The 16538-nt window shown below is 67.8% G+C and carries 13 protein-coding genes; 7 read left to right on the forward strand and 6 right to left on the reverse strand.

Annotated features, from left to right (window positions below):
• Nucleotides 1–400: 400 nt before the first annotated feature.
• Nucleotides 401–1402 carry a type I glyceraldehyde-3-phosphate dehydrogenase gene (gap, locus tag QQZ18_RS21690; protein ID WP_284543083.1) on the reverse strand — a complete coding sequence of 334 codons (1002 nt, stop codon included), beginning with the start codon at nucleotides 1400–1402 and terminating at the stop codon, nucleotides 401–403.
• An 84-nt stretch (nucleotides 1403–1486) separates the two neighbouring features.
• Here gap and QQZ18_RS21695 point away from each other — a divergent pair, with 84 nt between their 5' ends.
• From QQZ18_RS21695 to QQZ18_RS21715, 5 genes are all read left to right on the forward strand, one after another.
• Nucleotides 1487–2134 carry a TetR/AcrR family transcriptional regulator gene (locus QQZ18_RS21695; protein ID WP_284543084.1) on the forward strand — a complete coding sequence of 216 codons (648 nt, stop codon included), beginning with the start codon at nucleotides 1487–1489 and terminating at the stop codon, nucleotides 2132–2134.
• A 203-nt stretch (nucleotides 2135–2337) separates the two neighbouring features.
• The gene (locus QQZ18_RS21700) at nucleotides 2338–2721 is read left to right on the forward strand and encodes a type II toxin-antitoxin system HicB family antitoxin (RefSeq protein WP_284543085.1); all 384 of its coding nucleotides are present in this window, start codon (nucleotides 2338–2340) and stop codon (nucleotides 2719–2721) included.
• 119 nt (nucleotides 2722–2840) lie between these two features.
• The gene (locus QQZ18_RS21705; RefSeq protein ID WP_284543086.1) at nucleotides 2841–3134 is read left to right on the forward strand and encodes a HigA family addiction module antitoxin; all 294 of its coding nucleotides are present in this window, start codon (nucleotides 2841–2843) and stop codon (nucleotides 3132–3134) included.
• A gap of 246 nt (nucleotides 3135–3380) precedes the next feature.
• A complete protein-coding gene (locus QQZ18_RS21710; RefSeq protein ID WP_284543087.1) occupies nucleotides 3381–4409 on the forward strand; it encodes a L,D-transpeptidase family protein in 1029 nt (342 codons plus the stop codon).
• A 90-nt stretch (nucleotides 4410–4499) separates the two neighbouring features.
• Nucleotides 4500–6881 carry a heavy metal translocating P-type ATPase gene (locus tag QQZ18_RS21715; protein ID WP_284543088.1) on the forward strand — a complete coding sequence of 794 codons (2382 nt, stop codon included), beginning with the start codon at nucleotides 4500–4502 and terminating at the stop codon, nucleotides 6879–6881.
• Between the two features lie 4 nt (nucleotides 6882–6885).
• On the opposite strand, the gene QQZ18_RS21720 is transcribed toward QQZ18_RS21715, so the two are convergent.
• Entirely contained in the window at nucleotides 6886–7284 is a 399-nt protein-coding gene (locus QQZ18_RS21720) for a rhodanese-like domain-containing protein (protein ID WP_284543089.1), read from the reverse strand.
• Between the two features lie 65 nt (nucleotides 7285–7349).
• Here QQZ18_RS21720 and ftrA point away from each other — a divergent pair, with 65 nt between their 5' ends.
• Nucleotides 7350–8384, forward strand: a complete 1035-nt coding sequence (gene ftrA, locus QQZ18_RS21725; RefSeq protein WP_284543090.1) for a transcriptional regulator FtrA — start codon at nucleotides 7350–7352, stop codon at nucleotides 8382–8384.
• A gap of 21 nt (nucleotides 8385–8405) precedes the next feature.
• Here ftrA and QQZ18_RS21730 read toward each other — a convergent pair whose 3' ends face one another.
• The 4 genes from QQZ18_RS21730 to QQZ18_RS21745 form a co-directional block, all read right to left on the reverse strand.
• Nucleotides 8406–9530, reverse strand: coding sequence for a hypothetical protein (locus tag QQZ18_RS21730; RefSeq protein WP_284543091.1), 1125 nt, complete (start codon nucleotides 9528–9530; stop codon nucleotides 8406–8408).
• Nucleotides 9531–9583: 53 nt separating this feature from the next.
• Complete coding sequence (locus QQZ18_RS21735) at nucleotides 9584–12583, reverse strand: tetratricopeptide repeat protein (RefSeq protein ID WP_284543092.1); 3000 nt, start codon at nucleotides 12581–12583, stop codon at nucleotides 9584–9586.
• 197 nt (nucleotides 12584–12780) lie between these two features.
• The gene (locus QQZ18_RS21740) at nucleotides 12781–13491 is read right to left on the reverse strand and encodes a gamma-glutamylcyclotransferase (protein WP_284543093.1); all 711 of its coding nucleotides are present in this window, start codon (nucleotides 13489–13491) and stop codon (nucleotides 12781–12783) included.
• Nucleotides 13492–13670: 179 nt separating this feature from the next.
• Nucleotides 13671–13862, reverse strand: coding sequence for a heavy-metal-associated domain-containing protein (locus QQZ18_RS21745; RefSeq protein ID WP_284543094.1), 192 nt, complete (start codon nucleotides 13860–13862; stop codon nucleotides 13671–13673).
• 177 nt (nucleotides 13863–14039) lie between these two features.
• Here QQZ18_RS21745 and QQZ18_RS21750 point away from each other — a divergent pair, with 177 nt between their 5' ends.
• Nucleotides 14040–16538, forward strand: a complete 2499-nt coding sequence (locus QQZ18_RS21750; protein ID WP_284543095.1) for a heavy metal translocating P-type ATPase — start codon at nucleotides 14040–14042, stop codon at nucleotides 16536–16538.

Genomic DNA, 16538 nt, shown 5'->3' on the forward strand with positions numbered 1-16538 from the left:
CATCGAGGTCGAGCCTCAGCCTCAAGGCCGGAACGAACCTTCTACGGAAGTGGGCATCCCCCCGATCCCAAAGGTCTGCAACTCTTCGAGCGGATGGCTTGGATTTGGGGACGCTTGACGTTCTCGACCCGATTGCCACCTGCCGCAGCCCAGCGAGCCTCGCTTCAGCTCCGTGGAGCTCTTCATGCGGCAGCATGATATCGGCGTTGCGCTTGGTTCTGCCCGAGATCCTCTGCCTCCGCAGAGGAGGACAGCTTGAAAATTAGGAGTGCGAGCCAGTGTCCTGTTTCGCCTATATAAATCTGTCCTCCTCTGCGAAGGCAGAGGATCTCGGGCAGGAGAGGGCGGCGCGTGTGGGGTCGGGCTCCCTCTTGATGAGGAAGCCCGCCCGCGATCAGTCCTATCGCATCATGTGCACGGCCAGATCGAGGCAGCGGCAGGAGTAGCCCCACTCGTTGTCGTACCAGGCGATCAGCTTGGTCAGGCCCTCGGAGGTCTGCATGCCGGCCTTGGCGTCGAAGATGGAGCTGTGGGGGTTGCCCCTGAGGTCGGTGGAGACGACGGCGTCGTCGCAATATTCGAGGACGCCGCGATAGGCGCCGGCCGAGGCTTCGCGGATGGCCTCGCAGATCTCGGCGTAGGAGACCTTGGTGCGCAGGCGGCAGGTGAGGTCGACCATCGACACGTCGGCCACCGGCACGCGCACCGCCATGCCGTTGATGCGGCCGTTCAGCGTGGGAATGACCTTGCCGACCATGCGCGCCGCGCCGGTGGTGGCGGGGATGATGTTGTTGAGGATGCCGCGCCCGAAGCGCCAGTCCTTGCGCGCCACGCCGTCGACCGGGTTCTGGCTGGCGGTGACCGCGTGGACGGTCAGCATCAGCGCCTCTTCGAGGCCGTAGAGGTCGTCCATCAGCTTGGCGAGCGGCGCCACGCAGTTGGTGGTGCAGGAGGCGTTGGAGACGATGGTCTCGCCGGCATAGGCGTCGGCGTTGACGCCCATGACGAACACCGGCGTCTTGTCGGTGGGCGGGCCCGATATCACCACCTTCTTGGCGCCGGCCTTGATGTGTCCCTCGGTGCTGTCGAGGGTGAGGAAGCGGCCGGTCGATTCGATCACCAGATCGACGCCGGCATCGGCCCAGGCGATCGCGGCGGGGTCCTTCTCCTCGAAGGCGGCAATCTTCCGGCCGTCGACGATGAGGGCGCCGGCCGCCGTTTCAACCGTGCCGGGGAAGGCGCCGTGCACGCTGTCGTATTTCAGGAGATAGGCGAGGTGGTCGATGGGCAGGAGATCGTTCACCGCCACCACCTCGATGTCGTCGCGCGTCCGCGCGGCGCGGAACACCATGCGGCCGATGCGGCCGAAGCCATTGATGCCGATGCGAATTTTGTCAGCCATGTCACTCTCCATTTTTCCTCTCACAATTTCATACTAGGTCGCATAAAATGGAGCGTCGATTAATTTTTTGCGAAGCGGTACAAAATGACAGCTAAACCCAGCCGTGGCCGGCCCCGCGCCTATGACCCCGAGGAGGCGCTGACCGCCGCCCTCGGCGAGTTCCACCGGCGCGGCTACACCGCCACATCGCTCGACCACCTGTCGGACGCGACCGGGATGGCGCGGCCGAGCCTCTATGCCGCCTTCGGCAACAAGTTCGAGATCTACCGCAGCGCCGTCCGGCAATATTCCGAGCAGTCGGCCGCGCGGCGGCGGCATGCCCTGTTCGAGGAGCCGTCGCTCTCAAAGGGCCTCGACGACTATTTCCGGGCGATCATCGACGCCTATTTCTCGCGCGAGGGCGAACCGCTCGGCTGCCCGGTGCTCAGCGTCATCTCCGGCGAGGCGGCCGCCGATCCGGTGATCGGAGCGGAACTGGCGGCCTCCGTCGGCAAGACGGATGCCTTGTTTCTCAAGCGGATGACCATGGCGGCGGAGGCCGGCGAGATCGCGGCCGGGGCCGACGTGCACGGCCTTGCGACGATGCTGGCGGCCCTTCAGCACAGCCTGGCTCTCAGGGCGCGGGCCGGAACGCCGCGCCCCAACCTCCAGTCGATCGCCGGGGCGCAGATCGCGCTGGTGCTCAAGGCGGCGGGCCACACGGGCGGGGAGGCGATGAGACGGGGTACGTGAAATAAATGACCTCTCGCCTCATGTTAAGATTTCGTTTACCATCTTTTGCGACCGTTAACCGTCTCGGGCCGATGCAAGGCGCGCCGTTATCGGTCCGAGGTCCTCGGCTGGCGAGGGAGCCCACTCAAATGGCTCCTCGTGCCCGGACCCTTTCCCTTCGGGGACCTTCCCTCTCGTTCTGACACCGGAGCCAGGAGGCTCATATGGCCTACGCCGTTGCGCTCATTCATGAAGAAGACAACCGCAGTTTTGGCGTGTCTTTCCCTGATTTCCCCGATTGCCACTCGGCGGCCACCAACCTCAACGACGCGATCGCCCGGGCCGCCGTGGCGCTGGCCGCCCACGTCAAGAACCTCGACGAGCAGAAGATGCCGATCCTGCGCACGCTCGACGATATCCGCCGCACCCAGGAGCTGAACGAGGCGATCATCGCCGCCGTGCCGGTGGACATGCCGGGCAAGTCGGTGCCGGTGCAGCTCAGCCTCAACGAGCACCTTCTGGCCGCGCTGGATCGCGCCGCCAGGGCGAGCGGCGTCACCCGCTCGGAGAAGATCGCCGAGGCCATCCGCGCCAGTCTTAAGGTTTGATCGCCCGACCCGATACTCTACTGGGGGCGGGCGTTTTCTGCCGCACCCCAGCGAGTTTTGAGCCAGGCGCTAAGCGCCCCTATATCCCGTCATCGACGCCCCCTCAGGAGGCCACGACCATGCCACGCGATATGTCGCTGCACCCCGGCATCGTCCTCAGCGAAGAGTTCCTCAGGCCGATGGGGATCTCGGTCCAGGCTCTGGCCGAGGCGATCGGCGTCTCCAGCAGCCTGATGGGCGAGATCTGCAACGGCCGGCAGGCAATGTCGGCCAGCATCGCCCTCCGGCTCGGCCGCTACCTTGCCTTCGATCCGCAGTGGTTCATGACCATGCAGTCGAAATACGATCTCTCGGCCGCCGCCGAGGACATGGCCGAGGCGCTCCAACTCATCCGGCCCTGCGAGGCCGCTTGATCTACATTTCTTCCGCTTGAGCCGGACAGGTCCGGCTCAAGCGGGTTTCGGCCTGACCGGCCGGCGCCCGGTCGGGCGCTTCCGCTTCTGCCGGATTTCGCGGGAGCGTCGAAACCCGACCGAAGCGGTATAAGGCAACCGGCCTGCCCATGCCGTGGCGAAGCCGGTTGCCAAATCACAGCGGGATGCGCTAGCGCGTCCGTCACGGGCGCCGGCTGGCGCCCGGCCTGACGAAAGGCTTGTTCGGTGAATTTGCGTTCGGTCGCGTTTGTTCTTCTCACCACGGCGGCCCTCTCGGGCTGCGCCCTGTTCGGCGACGACCTCAAGCGGTCGGAACGGCCGATCCCCGGCAAGCTGCTGTCGGAGATGAACGCCAAGGGGCTCGGCGCCGCCGCGCCCATCCTGATCCGCGTGTTCAAGCAGGAGAGCGAGCTCGAGCTGTGGAAGATGGACCGCACCGGCCGCTATGCCTTGCTGAAGACCTATCCGATCTGCCGCTGGTCGGGAAAGCTGGGGCCGAAGACGACGGAAGGCGACCGCCAGACGCCGGAGGGCTTCTACGCCGTCGCCCGGTCGCAGATGAACCCGGACAGCCGCTACTACCTGTCCTTCAACCTCGGCTTCCCCAACCGGCTGGAGGCGGCGCTCGGCTATGAGGGCTCGGCGCTGATGATCCACGGCGCCTGCTCGTCGCGCGGCTGCTACGCGGTGACCGACAACGCCGCCTTCGAGATCTACGCCGTGGCGCGCGAAGCCTTCCGGGGCGGCCAGCCGGCCTTCCAGGTGGAGGCGCTGCCCTTCCGCATGACGCCGGCCAACCTGGCGCTCCACCGCAACAACCCCAACATGCCCTTCTGGCGCAACCTCAAGGAAGGCAGCGACGCCTTCGAGCTGACGCGCAAGGCGCCCCAGGTCGGCTATTGCGGCGGCCGCTACGTGTTCAACGCCAGCAACATCGACGCCTCCGTCGATCCGCTTCAGCCCTGTCCGCCGCTTCAGACGGACGCGACGCTCACCGCCGCCGTCGCCGCCAAGGCGGCCAAGGACGACGCGGCGGCCGCCGCCATCGCCGCCGCCAACCCGGCCATGCCGGCCATGAGCTATGTCGACGGTGGCATGCACCCGGCCTTCCGCGCCATCCTGCAGGACAAGGGCGCTTCGCGGCTTTCCAAGATGACCTCGGAAAAGACCCCGGTCAGCCAGCCCGACGCGGCGCTGGCCGACCCCTACACCCCCGACCTGCCGGCGCGGCTCGTGGGCAGCGGCAACAGTTGAGAGGCGCCCCGCCGCCCCCTCAAAAAAGGGTCTTGCTCCTCTAGTGGCTAGAGGTTGTAGCACTCCGATAATCGGAATCGGAGTGATGTCATGACTGAGGCAACGCAGCAGGACCGTTACCGCGTCGGCGGTATGGATTGCGCCTCCTGCGCGCAGAAGATCGATACGGCGGTGCGCCGCCTGCCGGGCGTCGAGGACGTTTCGGTGTCGGTGACGGCCGGCACGATGACCGTGCGCCACAACGGCGACGAAACTCTGGCGCCGGCCATCACCAAGCGCGTCACCAGCCTGGGCTATCAGATCAGCCCGCTGGCGCCCGCCGCTTCCAAGCCCGCCTCCGGGGGCGAAGCGGAAGAGAAGGCCTGCGGCTGCTGCCACCACGACCATGATCATGAGGGGCACGACCACAGCGACCATGATCATGACCACGCGGGGCACGACCATGCGGGACACGACCACGCGGAGCACGACCACGCGGGACATGATCACGACCATTCGGGGCATGACCACGCAGCCCACGACCACAAGGCTCAGGCCCACAAGGGCCACGCCCACGATGCCGCCGATGAGGTGCCGGGCCTGCATGGGCACGACCATGGCCCGATGACCGGCCCATGGTGGAAATCGGCCAAGGGGCGGCTCACCATCATGGCCGGTCTCGCGGTGGCCGTGGCCTGGGGCCTCGGGCATCTCTTCCCCGCCTATGAAACCTGGATCTTCGCGGTGGCGATGCTGGTCGGGCTGGTGCCGATCGCCCGCCGCGCCGTCATGGCCGCGCTGGTCGGCACGCCCTTCTCCATCGAGATGCTGATGACCATCGCCGCCGTCGGCGCGGTGATCATCGGCGCCAGCGAGGAGGCGGCGGCCGTCGTCTTCCTGTTCCTGATCGGCGAACTGTTGGAAGGCGTGGCGGCTGGCCGCGCCAGGGCGAGCATCCAGTCGCTCGCCAGTCTCGTGCCGAAGACGGCGCTCGTCGAAGAGGGCGGCAAGACGCGCGAGGTGCCGGCCGAGAGCCTTGCGGTTGGCGCCGTCATCCTGGTCCGCCCCGGCGACCGCATTCCCGCCGACGGCACTATTCTCTCCGGCGAAAGCTCGGTCGACGAGGCGCCGGTGACCGGCGAGAGCACGCCGGTGCGCAAGGGCGTCGATGCCACCGTCTACGCCGGCACGGTGAACGGCGAGGCGGCGCTGCGCGTCAAGGTGACGGCGGCGGCGGCCGACAACACCATCGCCCGGGTGGTCAAGCTGGTGGAGGAGGCGCAGGAATCCAAGGCGCCGACCGAGCGCTTCATCGATCGCTTCTCGCGCTACTACACGCCCGGCGTCGTCGCCGTCGGCGCGCTGGTCGCCATCGTGCCGCCGCTGCTCATGGGCGGCGCCTGGGGCGAATGGATCTACAAGGGCCTCGCCATCCTGTTGATCGGCTGCCCCTGCGCGCTGGTCATCTCGACGCCGGCCGCCATCGCCGCGTCGCTGTCGTCGGGCGCCCGGCGCGGGTTGCTCTTGAAGGGCGGCGCCGTGCTGGAGACCATCGGCAAGGTGACGGCCGTGGCGCTCGACAAGACGGGCACGCTGACCGAGGGCAAGCCGGTGGTGACCGACGTCGTCGCCTACGGCCGGCCGGAGGCCGAGGTGGTGCGCCTCGCCGCCGCGCTGGAGACCGGCTCCAGCCATCCGCTGGCCAAGGCGATCCTCGACCGCGCCGCCAAGGATGGTACCGACGTGCCGCCGGCCGACGACGCCAAGGCGCTGGGCGGCAAGGGCGTGACCGGCGTGGTCGAAGGCGCCGAGATCCTGCTGGCCTCGCCCAAGGCGGCGGCCGAGCGCGTTCCCCTTAGCGACGAGCAGTCGAGGCGCATCTCCGCCTTCAACGACGAGGGCAAGACCGTGTCGGTGCTGGTGACGGGCAACGCGGTGGCCGGCATCCTCGCCATGCGCGACGAGCCGCGCGCCGACGCGGCGGCCGGCCTGAAGGCGCTGACCGACGCCGGCATCCGCACGGTGATGCTGACCGGCGACAACCGGCGTACCGCCGAGGCGATCGGCCGGCAGTTGGGCATCGAGGTTCGCGCCGAGCTGCTGCCCGAGGACAAGCAGCGCATCGTCGGCGAGCTGAAGGCACAGGGCCTCAAGGTTGCCAAGGTGGGCGACGGCATCAACGACGCCCCGGCGCTCGCCGCCGCCGACGTCGGCATCGCCATGGGCGGCGGCACCGACGTGGCGCTGGAAACGGCCGACGCCGCCAGCCTGCACGGCCGCGTCGGCGACATCGCCGAGATGATCGCCCTCTCCAAGCGCACCATGTCGAACATCGGCCAGAACATCACCATCGCCATCGGCCTCAAGGCGGTGTTCCTGGTCACCACCATCCTCGGCATCACCGGCCTCTGGCCGGCCATCCTGGCCGACACCGGCGCCACCGTGCTGGTAACCATGAACGCGCTGAGGCTGCTGGCGCCGACAAAGGGGTAAACCGTCAGGCGTCGCCGACGGCCAGCTCGAAGCCTTCGTCGATCCAGCCGGTGAGGCCGCCGGCCATGATCTTGACGGGACGGCCGAGGTCGGCGAGGCGGAGGGCGCCGCGGGCGGCGCCGTTGCAATGCGGGCCGGCGCAATAGGTGACGAACAGCGTCTCCTCCGGCCACTCCGCCAGCTTGGAGCGGATGATCTTGCCGTGCGGCAGGTTGATGGCGCCGGGCACGTGCCCCTTGGCGTAGAGGGCAGGGCCGCGCACGTCCAGGAGCACGAAGTCGGCGCCTTTGGCGAGGGCGTCGTGCACGTCGTAGCAGTCGGTCTCGAAGGTGAATTCGGCGGCGAAGTGCTCGCGGGCGACGTCGCTCGGCGCGGCGGGGATGGCGGTGACCGCTGATGTCATCGGGCTCTCCATTGGGTTGGCAGGGAGATCGTGCCGGCGAAGCGCCGGGCTTGCAATTGGCGCGGATGACAATGTACGTAAAGATCATGCCAAACGCTGCCACCCGCATTTCACCCCAGGGACCGCTTGCCGTCGCGCTGCTCTACGACGGGCTCTGTACCTTCGAGTTCGGCATCGTCTCCGAGGTGTTCGGCCTCTATAGGCCGGAGATGGGGCCGGGCTGGTATCGCTTCCTGAGCGCGGCCATCGAGCCCGGTCCGCTCCGGGCGCATGGCGGCTTCACCATCATGCCCGACGAGGGGCCGGAGGCGATCGACGCGGCCGACATCATCGTCGTGCCCGGCTGGAAGGGTGCCGACGTGCCGGTGCCGGAGGCGCTGTGCGCGCGGCTCAGGGCGGCGCATGGGCGCGGCGCGCGGCTCGTCTCGATCTGTTCGGGCGCCTTCGTGCTGGCGGCGACCGGCCTTCTCGACGGCGGCACCGTTTCCACCCACTGGCGCTATGCGGAGGCGTTGCAGCGGCGCTTTCCGTCGGTGACGGTCGATGCCGCCTCGCTCTATCGCGAGCATGACGGCGTGTTCACCTCGGCCGGCAGCGCGGCGGGCATCGACCTGTTGATCGAGATCGTGCGGCGGGATTTCGGAGCGGAGGCCGCCAACTCGGTGGCGCGGCGGCTGGTGGTACCGGCCCATCGCTCCGGCGGGCAGGCGCAGTTTCTCGAGCGGCCGGTGCCGGCCCGCCCCACCGGCGAGGTGGCGCCGCTGCTCGACCGGATGCGCGAGACGCTCGGCCGCGACTGGACCACCGAGGCGATGGCCGAGGCGTGCCGGATGAGCCTTCGCACCTTCCTGCGCCGCTTCCAGGAAGCCACCGGCGCCAGCCCCGGCGACTGGCTGATCTCCGAGCGCGTCGAGGCGGCCAAGGGGCTTCTATCCTCCGACGATCTCGCCATCGAGGGGGTGGCCGCCGCCGTCGGCTTCGGCAGCGCCCATGCGCTCCGCCACCATTTCCGCAAGAAGGTGGGCCTGACGCCGACGGAGTACCGTTCGCGCTTCATCAAGGTGGAGCAAAGGTTGGGCGCGGCACTCCAGCCGGCATGACGGCTGGAGCGTTGCTTCCGCCTATGGGCGAGACTTTCCGACAAGGTCAGCAAGCGAGCGGACCGCATCCTCCAACTCGCGCTCGGGAAAATCCGCTGCCGCGTCTTCGGGCGTGGAAACGTCAGGAGCGGCCTTGGCCGCGTCGAGCACCCTTTGCTTGCCGGCCTGCGCCTTGGCGACGAGGTCGCGCACCGGCTGCTCGTAGGCCGAGCCGAAGCGGCTGACGATATCGTCATAGACGGCAACTGCCTCGTCGCCGCGCCCCAGCGCTTCCAGTATCAGCCCCTTGTTGGCGAGCAGCGTGGCGTGTGCTTCGCGGCGGTCGCCGCCAAAGGCTCCAGCCAACGTGTCGGCCGTGGTGGCGAGCGTCTCCAGTGCCGCGTCGGCGTGGCCGAGGCGAAACTGGGCGATGGCGAGGACGTTGCTCGCCTTGGCCTCTTCGACGTCGCCCCGCGCCGCCTCCACCGCGTTGGTGGCACAAAAGAGGGCGGTGTCGCGATCGGCCGCATCGCCGTCGACATGGGCCCAGGCTTCGGCGATCCAGTAGTCGGCATTGGGGGCGCCGATCCTGAAGCTGCTGCTTGGCTTGGCCGGCAGCCCGGAAAAGCTGGGCCGGGGCAGGTCGATGGTCAGGGACCTGAGCCAGGTTTCAAGGGCCTCGCGCTCGGCTTTCGTGGGGCTCTTCAGGAAGGCCCATTCGCCGACGTGGTAGCTTCCCGCCGCCTCGATCCTGCGCCGGAAGTCGAGAACGGCTTTCAGCTGATCGTCCGGCGCGGCCAGCCTGTCGGCGGCGACCTTGCCGAACACTACGGCGATGCCGGCCAGCTTGTTTGTCCGGTAGAGCTCCTCGGCAAGGGCCCATTGCTGCGACAGGGCGGACATGGGGCCGACCTCATCGGACGAACTCCAGCGGTCGTCGACCAGGAACACGGCGAAATCGCTTTGGCGAAGGTCCCGTTCGATCTCGGGCGCCAGGGGCCGTCCTTCTTCGACGCCCGTCTGCGCGTTGGTGGACGACAGACCGCAGTCGTCGCGCCGGAAGCTTGAGGAAAAGCTCAAGAGCGCCAGGAACAGTTTGTCGCGCGCGACCTGAAGCCCGGTCCTGCTGCCGATGAAGACGGAGTATTCGGTGATTGATTGTGCCATCGCACGCCTCTCAATTCGGAGCGGGTCGTCGTTTGTCGCTGCGTCGGGATCGGTCACGTCCGGCCTCTGCGGAAAAACGCCTCCAGGCGCTTGCCCAATCTCATCATCTTCGTGACGAACCAGTAGATGGGAGATCCACGGGTCTCGCGAATGTTCCGCCCGAGGTGCGCCGCCGTGGCGCCCATTTCACGGAGCGAGGGCTCTTCTGCGTTGGCGCAGTGCTGATAGAGCTGTTCGAAGCAGGCGGCCGCATCGTCAGTGCGATCGAGATCGACGAGGATTTTTCCCTTGAGCGCGAGAGCCTTGGCCACCCGCTCACGAAAGGCAAAATCCGCTTCGCGGCCGAAGCGGTCCACGAGTTGGTCGAAAGCGTCGATGGCATCGTAGCGGTGGTCGGTATTCGCGAGCGTGACGCCCCTGCGCAGCAGCGCTTCGGCGACCTTTTCGCGCAGCGACGTCTCGTACATTCTTTCGAAGCGGGTGAGGACATCGTCATAGACGGCGACTGCCTCATGCTCGCGCTTGAGTTGTTCGAGATTGATCGCCTTGTGCAACAGCGCATCGGCGACGTTGTCGCGCAGCGGCAGATCCGGCTCGGCGCCAAAGCGGTCGACGAGGCTGTCGTAGACGTCGTTGGCATCGTCGGGGCGGCCGATGGCCACGGTTGCGTCGCCGCGATACAGAATGGCATTGGCGATCTGGGTGCGCAGAGGCAGCTCGCCGGCCGAGCCGAACCGGGCCACGACGTCGCCGTAGACGGCGATCGCGTCGCGGTGCCGGCCGAGCGCGCCGAGCGTCAGCCCCTTGCACACGAGAGCCACGGCCACCTGTTCGCGCAGGCGCACATCGCTGTCCGTCCCGAAGCGGGCGATGGCGTCGTCGTAGATGGCGATCGCTTCGTCCTTGTGCGTGAGGCTGGCCTTGAGGACGAGCGCCTGGGCGATATGGATGCGCAGACGCGGATCGGCCAAAGCCTCGAACTGGTTGATCGCCTTGTCGAGAGCGGCGATCGCCTCTTCCGTCTTGCCTGACATACCCAGAAGCCGCCCATAGTTGACAAGCGCCTGGGCGGCTTTGACGACGTCGGGCTCGTCGGCGGGCTGGGCGGGTGACCTATCCGCCGGACCGTGTCGTTCAGGCCGGCTTGCGGCGTTCCTGCCGACGGCGGGGCTGGCAAGACCTTGCGGCATGGATGTCGCGGCTGAACTGGATTTTGCGCTTTCGATCAGCTTGCTCTCATCGAGGTGTTCCTGCCTCTCCGCAAGCATCCGGTTTGCCATTTCGCGCATTTCCGGGTCGTCGTCATTGGCCAGTCGGACCAGCAACTCCTCATGGACAAGGTTTGCTTCGTCCGGACGACCGAGGCTTTCGAGCGCCTCGAACTTACCCAAGAACGCATCGACGACCTCATGGCGCAAGAAGCTGTCGGTTTCGGCGTGGAAGCGATCGATCACATGGTCGAACGCGGCGAGCGCATCGTCGTGGCGCCCGAGTTTATTGAGCGCACCTCCCTTGCGGACAAGCGTAAGGACGACTCTCTGACGTTGGTAAAGTTCTGTATCGGCGCCATAGCGGCCGACGATCTCGTCATAGACGGCGATCTGGTCCTCGGCTTGGGTCAGCAGGTCCGACTTCTTTATCAAGGCCTCGGCGGCCTGTTCGCGCCGGAGCATGTCGTCTGACTTGGCGAACCGCGCAGCCAGATCGTCCAGGAAGGCAATCGCCTCTTCGGTCCGTCCTCCTGCCTGGAGCGTAAGCCCCCGGCTCTCCAGGCTGTCGACGACCCAACTCCGCAAGGTATTGTCGGTCTCCTCACCGAAGCGGGCGAGGACGTCGTCGTAGATGGCGATTTCCTCATCGGTGCGGCCGAGGGTGCCGAGCGCGATCGCCTTGTTGAAGAGGGCCCGGGCGAGTTGTTGGCGCACGCGCAAATCGTCGTCGGCCCCGAAGCGGGCGAGGATATCGTCGTAGACGACGATTGCCTCGGGGCTGCGATCGAGAGCGGCGAGGGCAACTCCCTTGTCGGTTAGCGACTGGACCAGAACTTGGCGCAGGGTCAGGTCGGTCTCCTCGCCGAAGCGGGCTAGAATGTCGTTGCAAACGGCGATCGATTCTTCGTCGCGTCCGACCGTGGCGAGCGTGATCTCCTTGTTGATAAGGGCGAAGGCAACGAGCTCGCGCAGTTTGGGTTCGGTGGCCGTGCCACAGCGGGCGATGATGTCGTCGTAGATGGCAATCTCTTCGTCGCTGCGTCCGAGTTCACCGAGCGTAGCCCCCTTTTTGATAAGGGCGCTGGCGACGCGTTCGCGAAGGTCGGGATCGGTCGAGGTGCCAAAGCGGGCTATGATGTCGTCGTAGATGGCGAGCTTCTGTTCGCCTTGCTCCTTGTCGTCGAGCAACCGCGCTGTGTTGGCGAGCGCTGAGGCAACGATCACGCGGAGGGGCGGCTCGGTTGCCTTGCCGAAGCGGCTGACGATCTCCTCGTAGACGGCAGTCGCGTCGCTGGTGCGCCCAAGCTGTCCCAGAACGTCGGCTTTTTTCCCGAGAGCCTTGCCGACGCATTCGCGCGTGACGTGCTCGGTGGCTGTCCCGAAGCGGGCGACGATTTCGTCGCAGACGGCGATCGCTTCGCCGTCGCGCTTGTAGGCGGCGAGCACCAGCGCCTTGTTGGTCAGCGCGGCGGCGTGGAGCCCGCGACGATCGGTGTCGGTGAAGGCCGAGAGTTTCTCGACGATGTCGTCGAAGGCGGCGATGGAGGCGGCGAAGTTGCCCCGGCGATAGGATGCGATGCCCCAGGCCATTTTCGCCTTGGCCCACTCGGCGTCGCTTCTCGATGTTGCGACCGCCTTGCTCGCCCAGTAGAGCGCGGCGGTATGGTCGCCCGCTTCGTCGTCGAGGGCGGCCGACGCCTCGGTCAGGCAATAGTCGAAGCTGGGGGCGCCGATCCGGAAGCCACGGTTCGGGTCGGGCCGCCCGGCAAAGGCGTCGCTTTCCGTTGGCAGGGATTGCGAGGCGCCAAGGGAGGCGTCGGTTGGGTGGATCGCTTTGGGCACCGGTAGACCTCACGCTCTCGCAGGTGGTTCTCGACCCTCGGTGACCACGCGCGGTAGTGGAGGATACCCAAATTTCTACTGAAGCGACAAGTCGGCTTCCACAGGCGATTGGTATGTAGTTACCGGGTCTTGGGGGGCGGTCTCGGCCTTGGCGGGGGCCCGTAGCGGTTCGATCCTCGCTTCGTGCCGGTCGGGTGTCAGTCGGGTGTCGGGCGCAGGTCCGGGGCCTCCGCGCCGAGACGGAGCGCCACCAGCTCCTGAAGGCGCCAGAGGTTGCGGTCGTGGATGCCGAGCTGTTCGAGATGGGCGACGGTGTTGCGCAGATACTCGGCGCCGGAGCCCACATGGCCGCAGGCGCGCGCAAGCGTTTCGGCCACCTGTTCCAGGGATTGCTTGGCGACGACATAGCGCCCGGTCGGCGCGACCCAGAAGCACAGCGTCCGGACCTTTCGCCCGTCGATCATGCAGGTGATCCAGCGGGCGAAGCGCAGGTTTTCCGGGGTGTCCACCTCGCGCCGCAGCAGTTCGGTCAACGCCGCCAGCCGGTCCTCCTGGCGGACGCGGAAGGCGACGCCCTTGCAATTGCCGCCGCGCTGCAAGGCCATCATCAGGCCCGGCCCGGACGGGGTTCCGCGCCATCGCCGCAGCGGGATGCAGAACGAGCGATGCCAGCCGTGGGCCACGGCGAGCCGGGTTTCCTCGGGCTCGAAAACCGGTTTCCAGATCAACGAGCCGTAGGCGAAGATCCACAGCTCGTCGCCGGCTTCGGCGTCGAGCCGCGCCGCCTCGGCGACAAACGCGTCGTCGCCGAGCAGCACCTCGTCGGCGTCCGGGCCAGGGTCGACCTCGGTTCTCAGGGTTTTGGCGACCAGCTCTTCCGTAAGCATCATCCGGCGGGCAGGCGGCATGCGGTCTCCTCGTTGCAGGGCGGCCCGGTGGCGCGCCCGACGCCCGGCCCTGGTGGCTCACGGATGTGGTCCGGATCGGCCCTTGGGCAATATCCGGCAATCAGACCCGTTTGCGCACCGGAGTGCAACGATGGAGTTGCCTTCGGGCGTTCCCTCCTCGTTGGGACTTGCCTGCCCGCTCAGCTGGCCGGATAGCCGGCGGCGGTGAGGGCGGCGCGCAGGGCGGCTTCGCTGGCCGGGCTTTCGACGCTGATCGTGTGGGCGGCAAGATCCGCCTCGACCTTGGCCTCGGCATCGACGCCCTGAAGCGCCTTGGTGACCGAGCGGGCGCAGCCGCCGCAGGCCATGTTGGGAATGGTGAACTGGTACATCGTGGGGCCTCCTTGGGGTTGAATGATCGTGAGATAGGGCTTCCAAGCGTTGGAAGGTCAAGGGGCGTGACTTGCCGTTGGCTTTTATCGGCCCCATGTGAAAAGGGGCTTGACCTTCCCATGGTTGGAAGCCCCATCTTCCTGGGCATGACACATTCGGAACAGAAGGAAGCGGCCATGAATGCCCCCGCTCGCACCGCCTCGCCATCGTCCACCCGGATATCGCTGCCCATCGAGGGCATGACCTGCGCCTCCTGCGTCGGCCGCGTCGAGCGCGTGCTCAAGGCGGTGCCGGGCGTCGAGACGGTGTCGGTCAACCTTGCGACGGAGCGGGCGAGCATCACCACCCATGCGCCGGTCGAGCGCGCCAGGCTGGTCGACGCGGTGGAGATGGCCGGCTACGGGGTGCCGGCGTCGCCGGTGGCGGAGGGGCGCGTCGAGCTGGCCGTCGAGGGCATGACGTGCGCCTCTTGCGTCGGTCGCGTCGAGCGGGCGCTCAAGGCGGTGCCGGGCGTCGACGAGGCCATCGTCAATTTGGCGACCGAGCGCGCCACCATCCGCGGTTCCGCCGAGGCGGCGGCGCTGATCGGCGCCGTGGAGACGGCCGGCTATGACGCGCGGCAGATCGGGGCGACCGATGTCGCCGACAGCCTCGCCCAGGACGCGGAGCGGGCCGACCGGAAGGACGCCGAGCGGCGGACGCTCACGCGCGACCTGATCGTCGCGGCGGTGCTGACGGCGCCGGTGTTCGTCGTGGAAATGGGCTCGCACCTGTTCTCCGGCATGCACATGCTGATCGCCGACACCCTGGGCATGCAGGGCAGCTGGTACCTGCAGTTCGTGCTGACGACGCTGGTCATGTTCGGTCCCGGCTGGCGCTTCTACGCCAAGGGGCTGCCGGCGCTCTGGCGTCTGGCGCCGGACATGAACTCGCTGGTGGCGGTGGGCTCGCTCGCCGCCTACGGCTACTCGCTGGTGGCCACCTTCGCCCCGGGCCTGCTGCCGGCGGGCACGCTCAACGTCTATTACGAGGCGGCGGCGGTCATCGTCACGCTGATCCTGCTCGGCCGCCTGCTGGAGGCGCGCGCCAAGGGGCGCACCTCCGAGGCGATCCGCCGCCTCGTCGGCCTGCAGGTGAAGACGGCGCACGTGCGCCGCGATGGGCGGCTCGTCGACCTTCCCATCGCTTCGGTGATGGCCGGCGACGTCGTCGAGGTGCGGCCGGGCGAAAGGGTGCCGGTGGATGGCGAGGTGATCGAAGGCGACAGCTTCGTCGACGAGTCGATGATCACCGGCGAGCCGATCCCGGTGGCCAAGACCACCGGCGGCAAGGTGGTCGGCGGCACCGTCAACCAGACGGGCGCCTTCGCCTTCCGCGCCACGGCGGTGGGCGGCGACACCGTGCTGTCGCAGATCATCCGCATGGTCGAGGAGGCGCAGGGCTCCAAGCTGCCGATCCAGGCCATGGTCGACCGCATCACCATGTGGTTCGTGCCGGCGGTGTTCGGCGTGGCGGCGCTGACCTTCGCGGTCTGGCTGATGCTGGCACCGTCGTCGCCGCTGACCTTCGCGCTGATCAACGCGGTGGCGGTGCTGATCATCGCCTGCCCCTGCGCCATGGGGCTGGCGACGCCGACCTCGATCATGGTCGGCACCGGCCGGGGCGCCGAGCTCGGCGTGCTGTTCCGCCGGGGCGAGGCGTTGCAGCTTCTGAGGGACGCCAAGGTGGTGGCCGTCGACAAGACCGGCACGCTGACCGAGGGCAAGCCGGCGCTGACCGACCTGGAGCTGGCCGAGGGCTTCGACCGCCCGGCGGTGCTGGCGCTGGTGGCGGCGGCCGAGAGCAAGTCCGAGCATCCGATCGCCCGCGCCATCGTCGCGGCGGCCGAGGCCGAGGGGCTGGAACTGCCGGCGGTGACCGATTTCGGCTCGGTGACCGGGCTGGGCGTGAGGGCGGTGGCCGGCGGCCAGCGCGTCGAACTGGGCGCCGACCGCTACATGGTCCAGCTCGGCTTGGACGTATCGGGCTTCGCCGATGTGGCCAGGCGGCTGGCCGGCGAGGGCAAGTCGCCGCTCTATGCGGCCATCGACGGCAAGCTGGCGGCGATCGTCGCCGTGGCCGATCCGATCAAGCCGGCGACACCGGCCGCCATCGCCGCGCTGCACGACCTCGGCCTGAAGGTGGCGATGATCACCGGCGACAACGCGCTGACGGCCAAGGCCATCGCCGCCCGCCTCGGCATCGACGAGGTGGTGGCCGAGGTGTTGCCGGACGGCAAGGTGGAGGCGGTGCGCCGGCTCAAGGCCGAGCACGGCACGCTGGCCTTCGTCGGCGACGGCATCAACGACGCGCCGGCGCTGGCCGAGGCGGATGTCGGCCTCGCCATCGGCACGGGCACCGATGTCGCCATCGAGGCGGCCGACGTGGTGCTGATGTCGGGCAGCTTGCAGGGCGTGCCCAACGCCATCGCGCTCTCCAAGGCGACCATCGGCAACATTCGCCAGAACCTGTTCTGGGCCTTCGCCTACAACACGGCGCTGATCCCGCTGGCGGCCGGTGCGCTCTACCCGTCGCTCGGCATCCTGCTGTCGCCGGTGTTCGCGGCCGGCGCCATGGCGCTCTCCAGCGTGTTCGTGCTGGGCAATGCCTTGCGGCTGCGCCGCTTCGCCGTTTGA

The sequence above is a fragment of the Pleomorphomonas sp. T1.2MG-36 genome, from assembly GCF_950100655.1.
Lineage (GTDB): Bacteria > Pseudomonadota > Alphaproteobacteria > Rhizobiales > Pleomorphomonadaceae > Pleomorphomonas.

Coding starts and splice junctions, on each gene's coding strand:
- gap (WP_284543083.1), bottom strand. CDS start 1,402: ATGGCTGACAAAATTCGCATCGGCATCAATGGCTTCGGCCGCATCGGC.
- QQZ18_RS21695 (WP_284543084.1), top strand. CDS start 1,487: ATGACAGCTAAACCCAGCCGTGGCCGGCCCCGCGCCTATGACCCCGAG.
- QQZ18_RS21700 (WP_284543085.1), top strand. CDS start 2,338: ATGGCCTACGCCGTTGCGCTCATTCATGAAGAAGACAACCGCAGTTTT.
- QQZ18_RS21705 (WP_284543086.1), top strand. CDS start 2,841: ATGCCACGCGATATGTCGCTGCACCCCGGCATCGTCCTCAGCGAAGAG.
- QQZ18_RS21715 (WP_284543088.1), top strand. CDS start 4,500: ATGACTGAGGCAACGCAGCAGGACCGTTACCGCGTCGGCGGTATGGAT.
- QQZ18_RS21720 (WP_284543089.1), bottom strand. CDS start 7,284: ATGACATCAGCGGTCACCGCCATCCCCGCCGCGCCGAGCGACGTCGCC.
- ftrA (WP_284543090.1), top strand. CDS start 7,350: ATGACAATGTACGTAAAGATCATGCCAAACGCTGCCACCCGCATTTCA.
- QQZ18_RS21730 (WP_284543091.1), bottom strand. CDS start 9,530: ATGGCACAATCAATCACCGAATACTCCGTCTTCATCGGCAGCAGGACC.
- QQZ18_RS21740 (WP_284543093.1), bottom strand. CDS start 13,491: ATGCCGCCTGCCCGCCGGATGATGCTTACGGAAGAGCTGGTCGCCAAA.
- QQZ18_RS21745 (WP_284543094.1), bottom strand. CDS start 13,862: ATGTACCAGTTCACCATTCCCAACATGGCCTGCGGCGGCTGCGCCCGC.
- QQZ18_RS21750 (WP_284543095.1), top strand. CDS start 14,040: ATGAATGCCCCCGCTCGCACCGCCTCGCCATCGTCCACCCGGATATCG.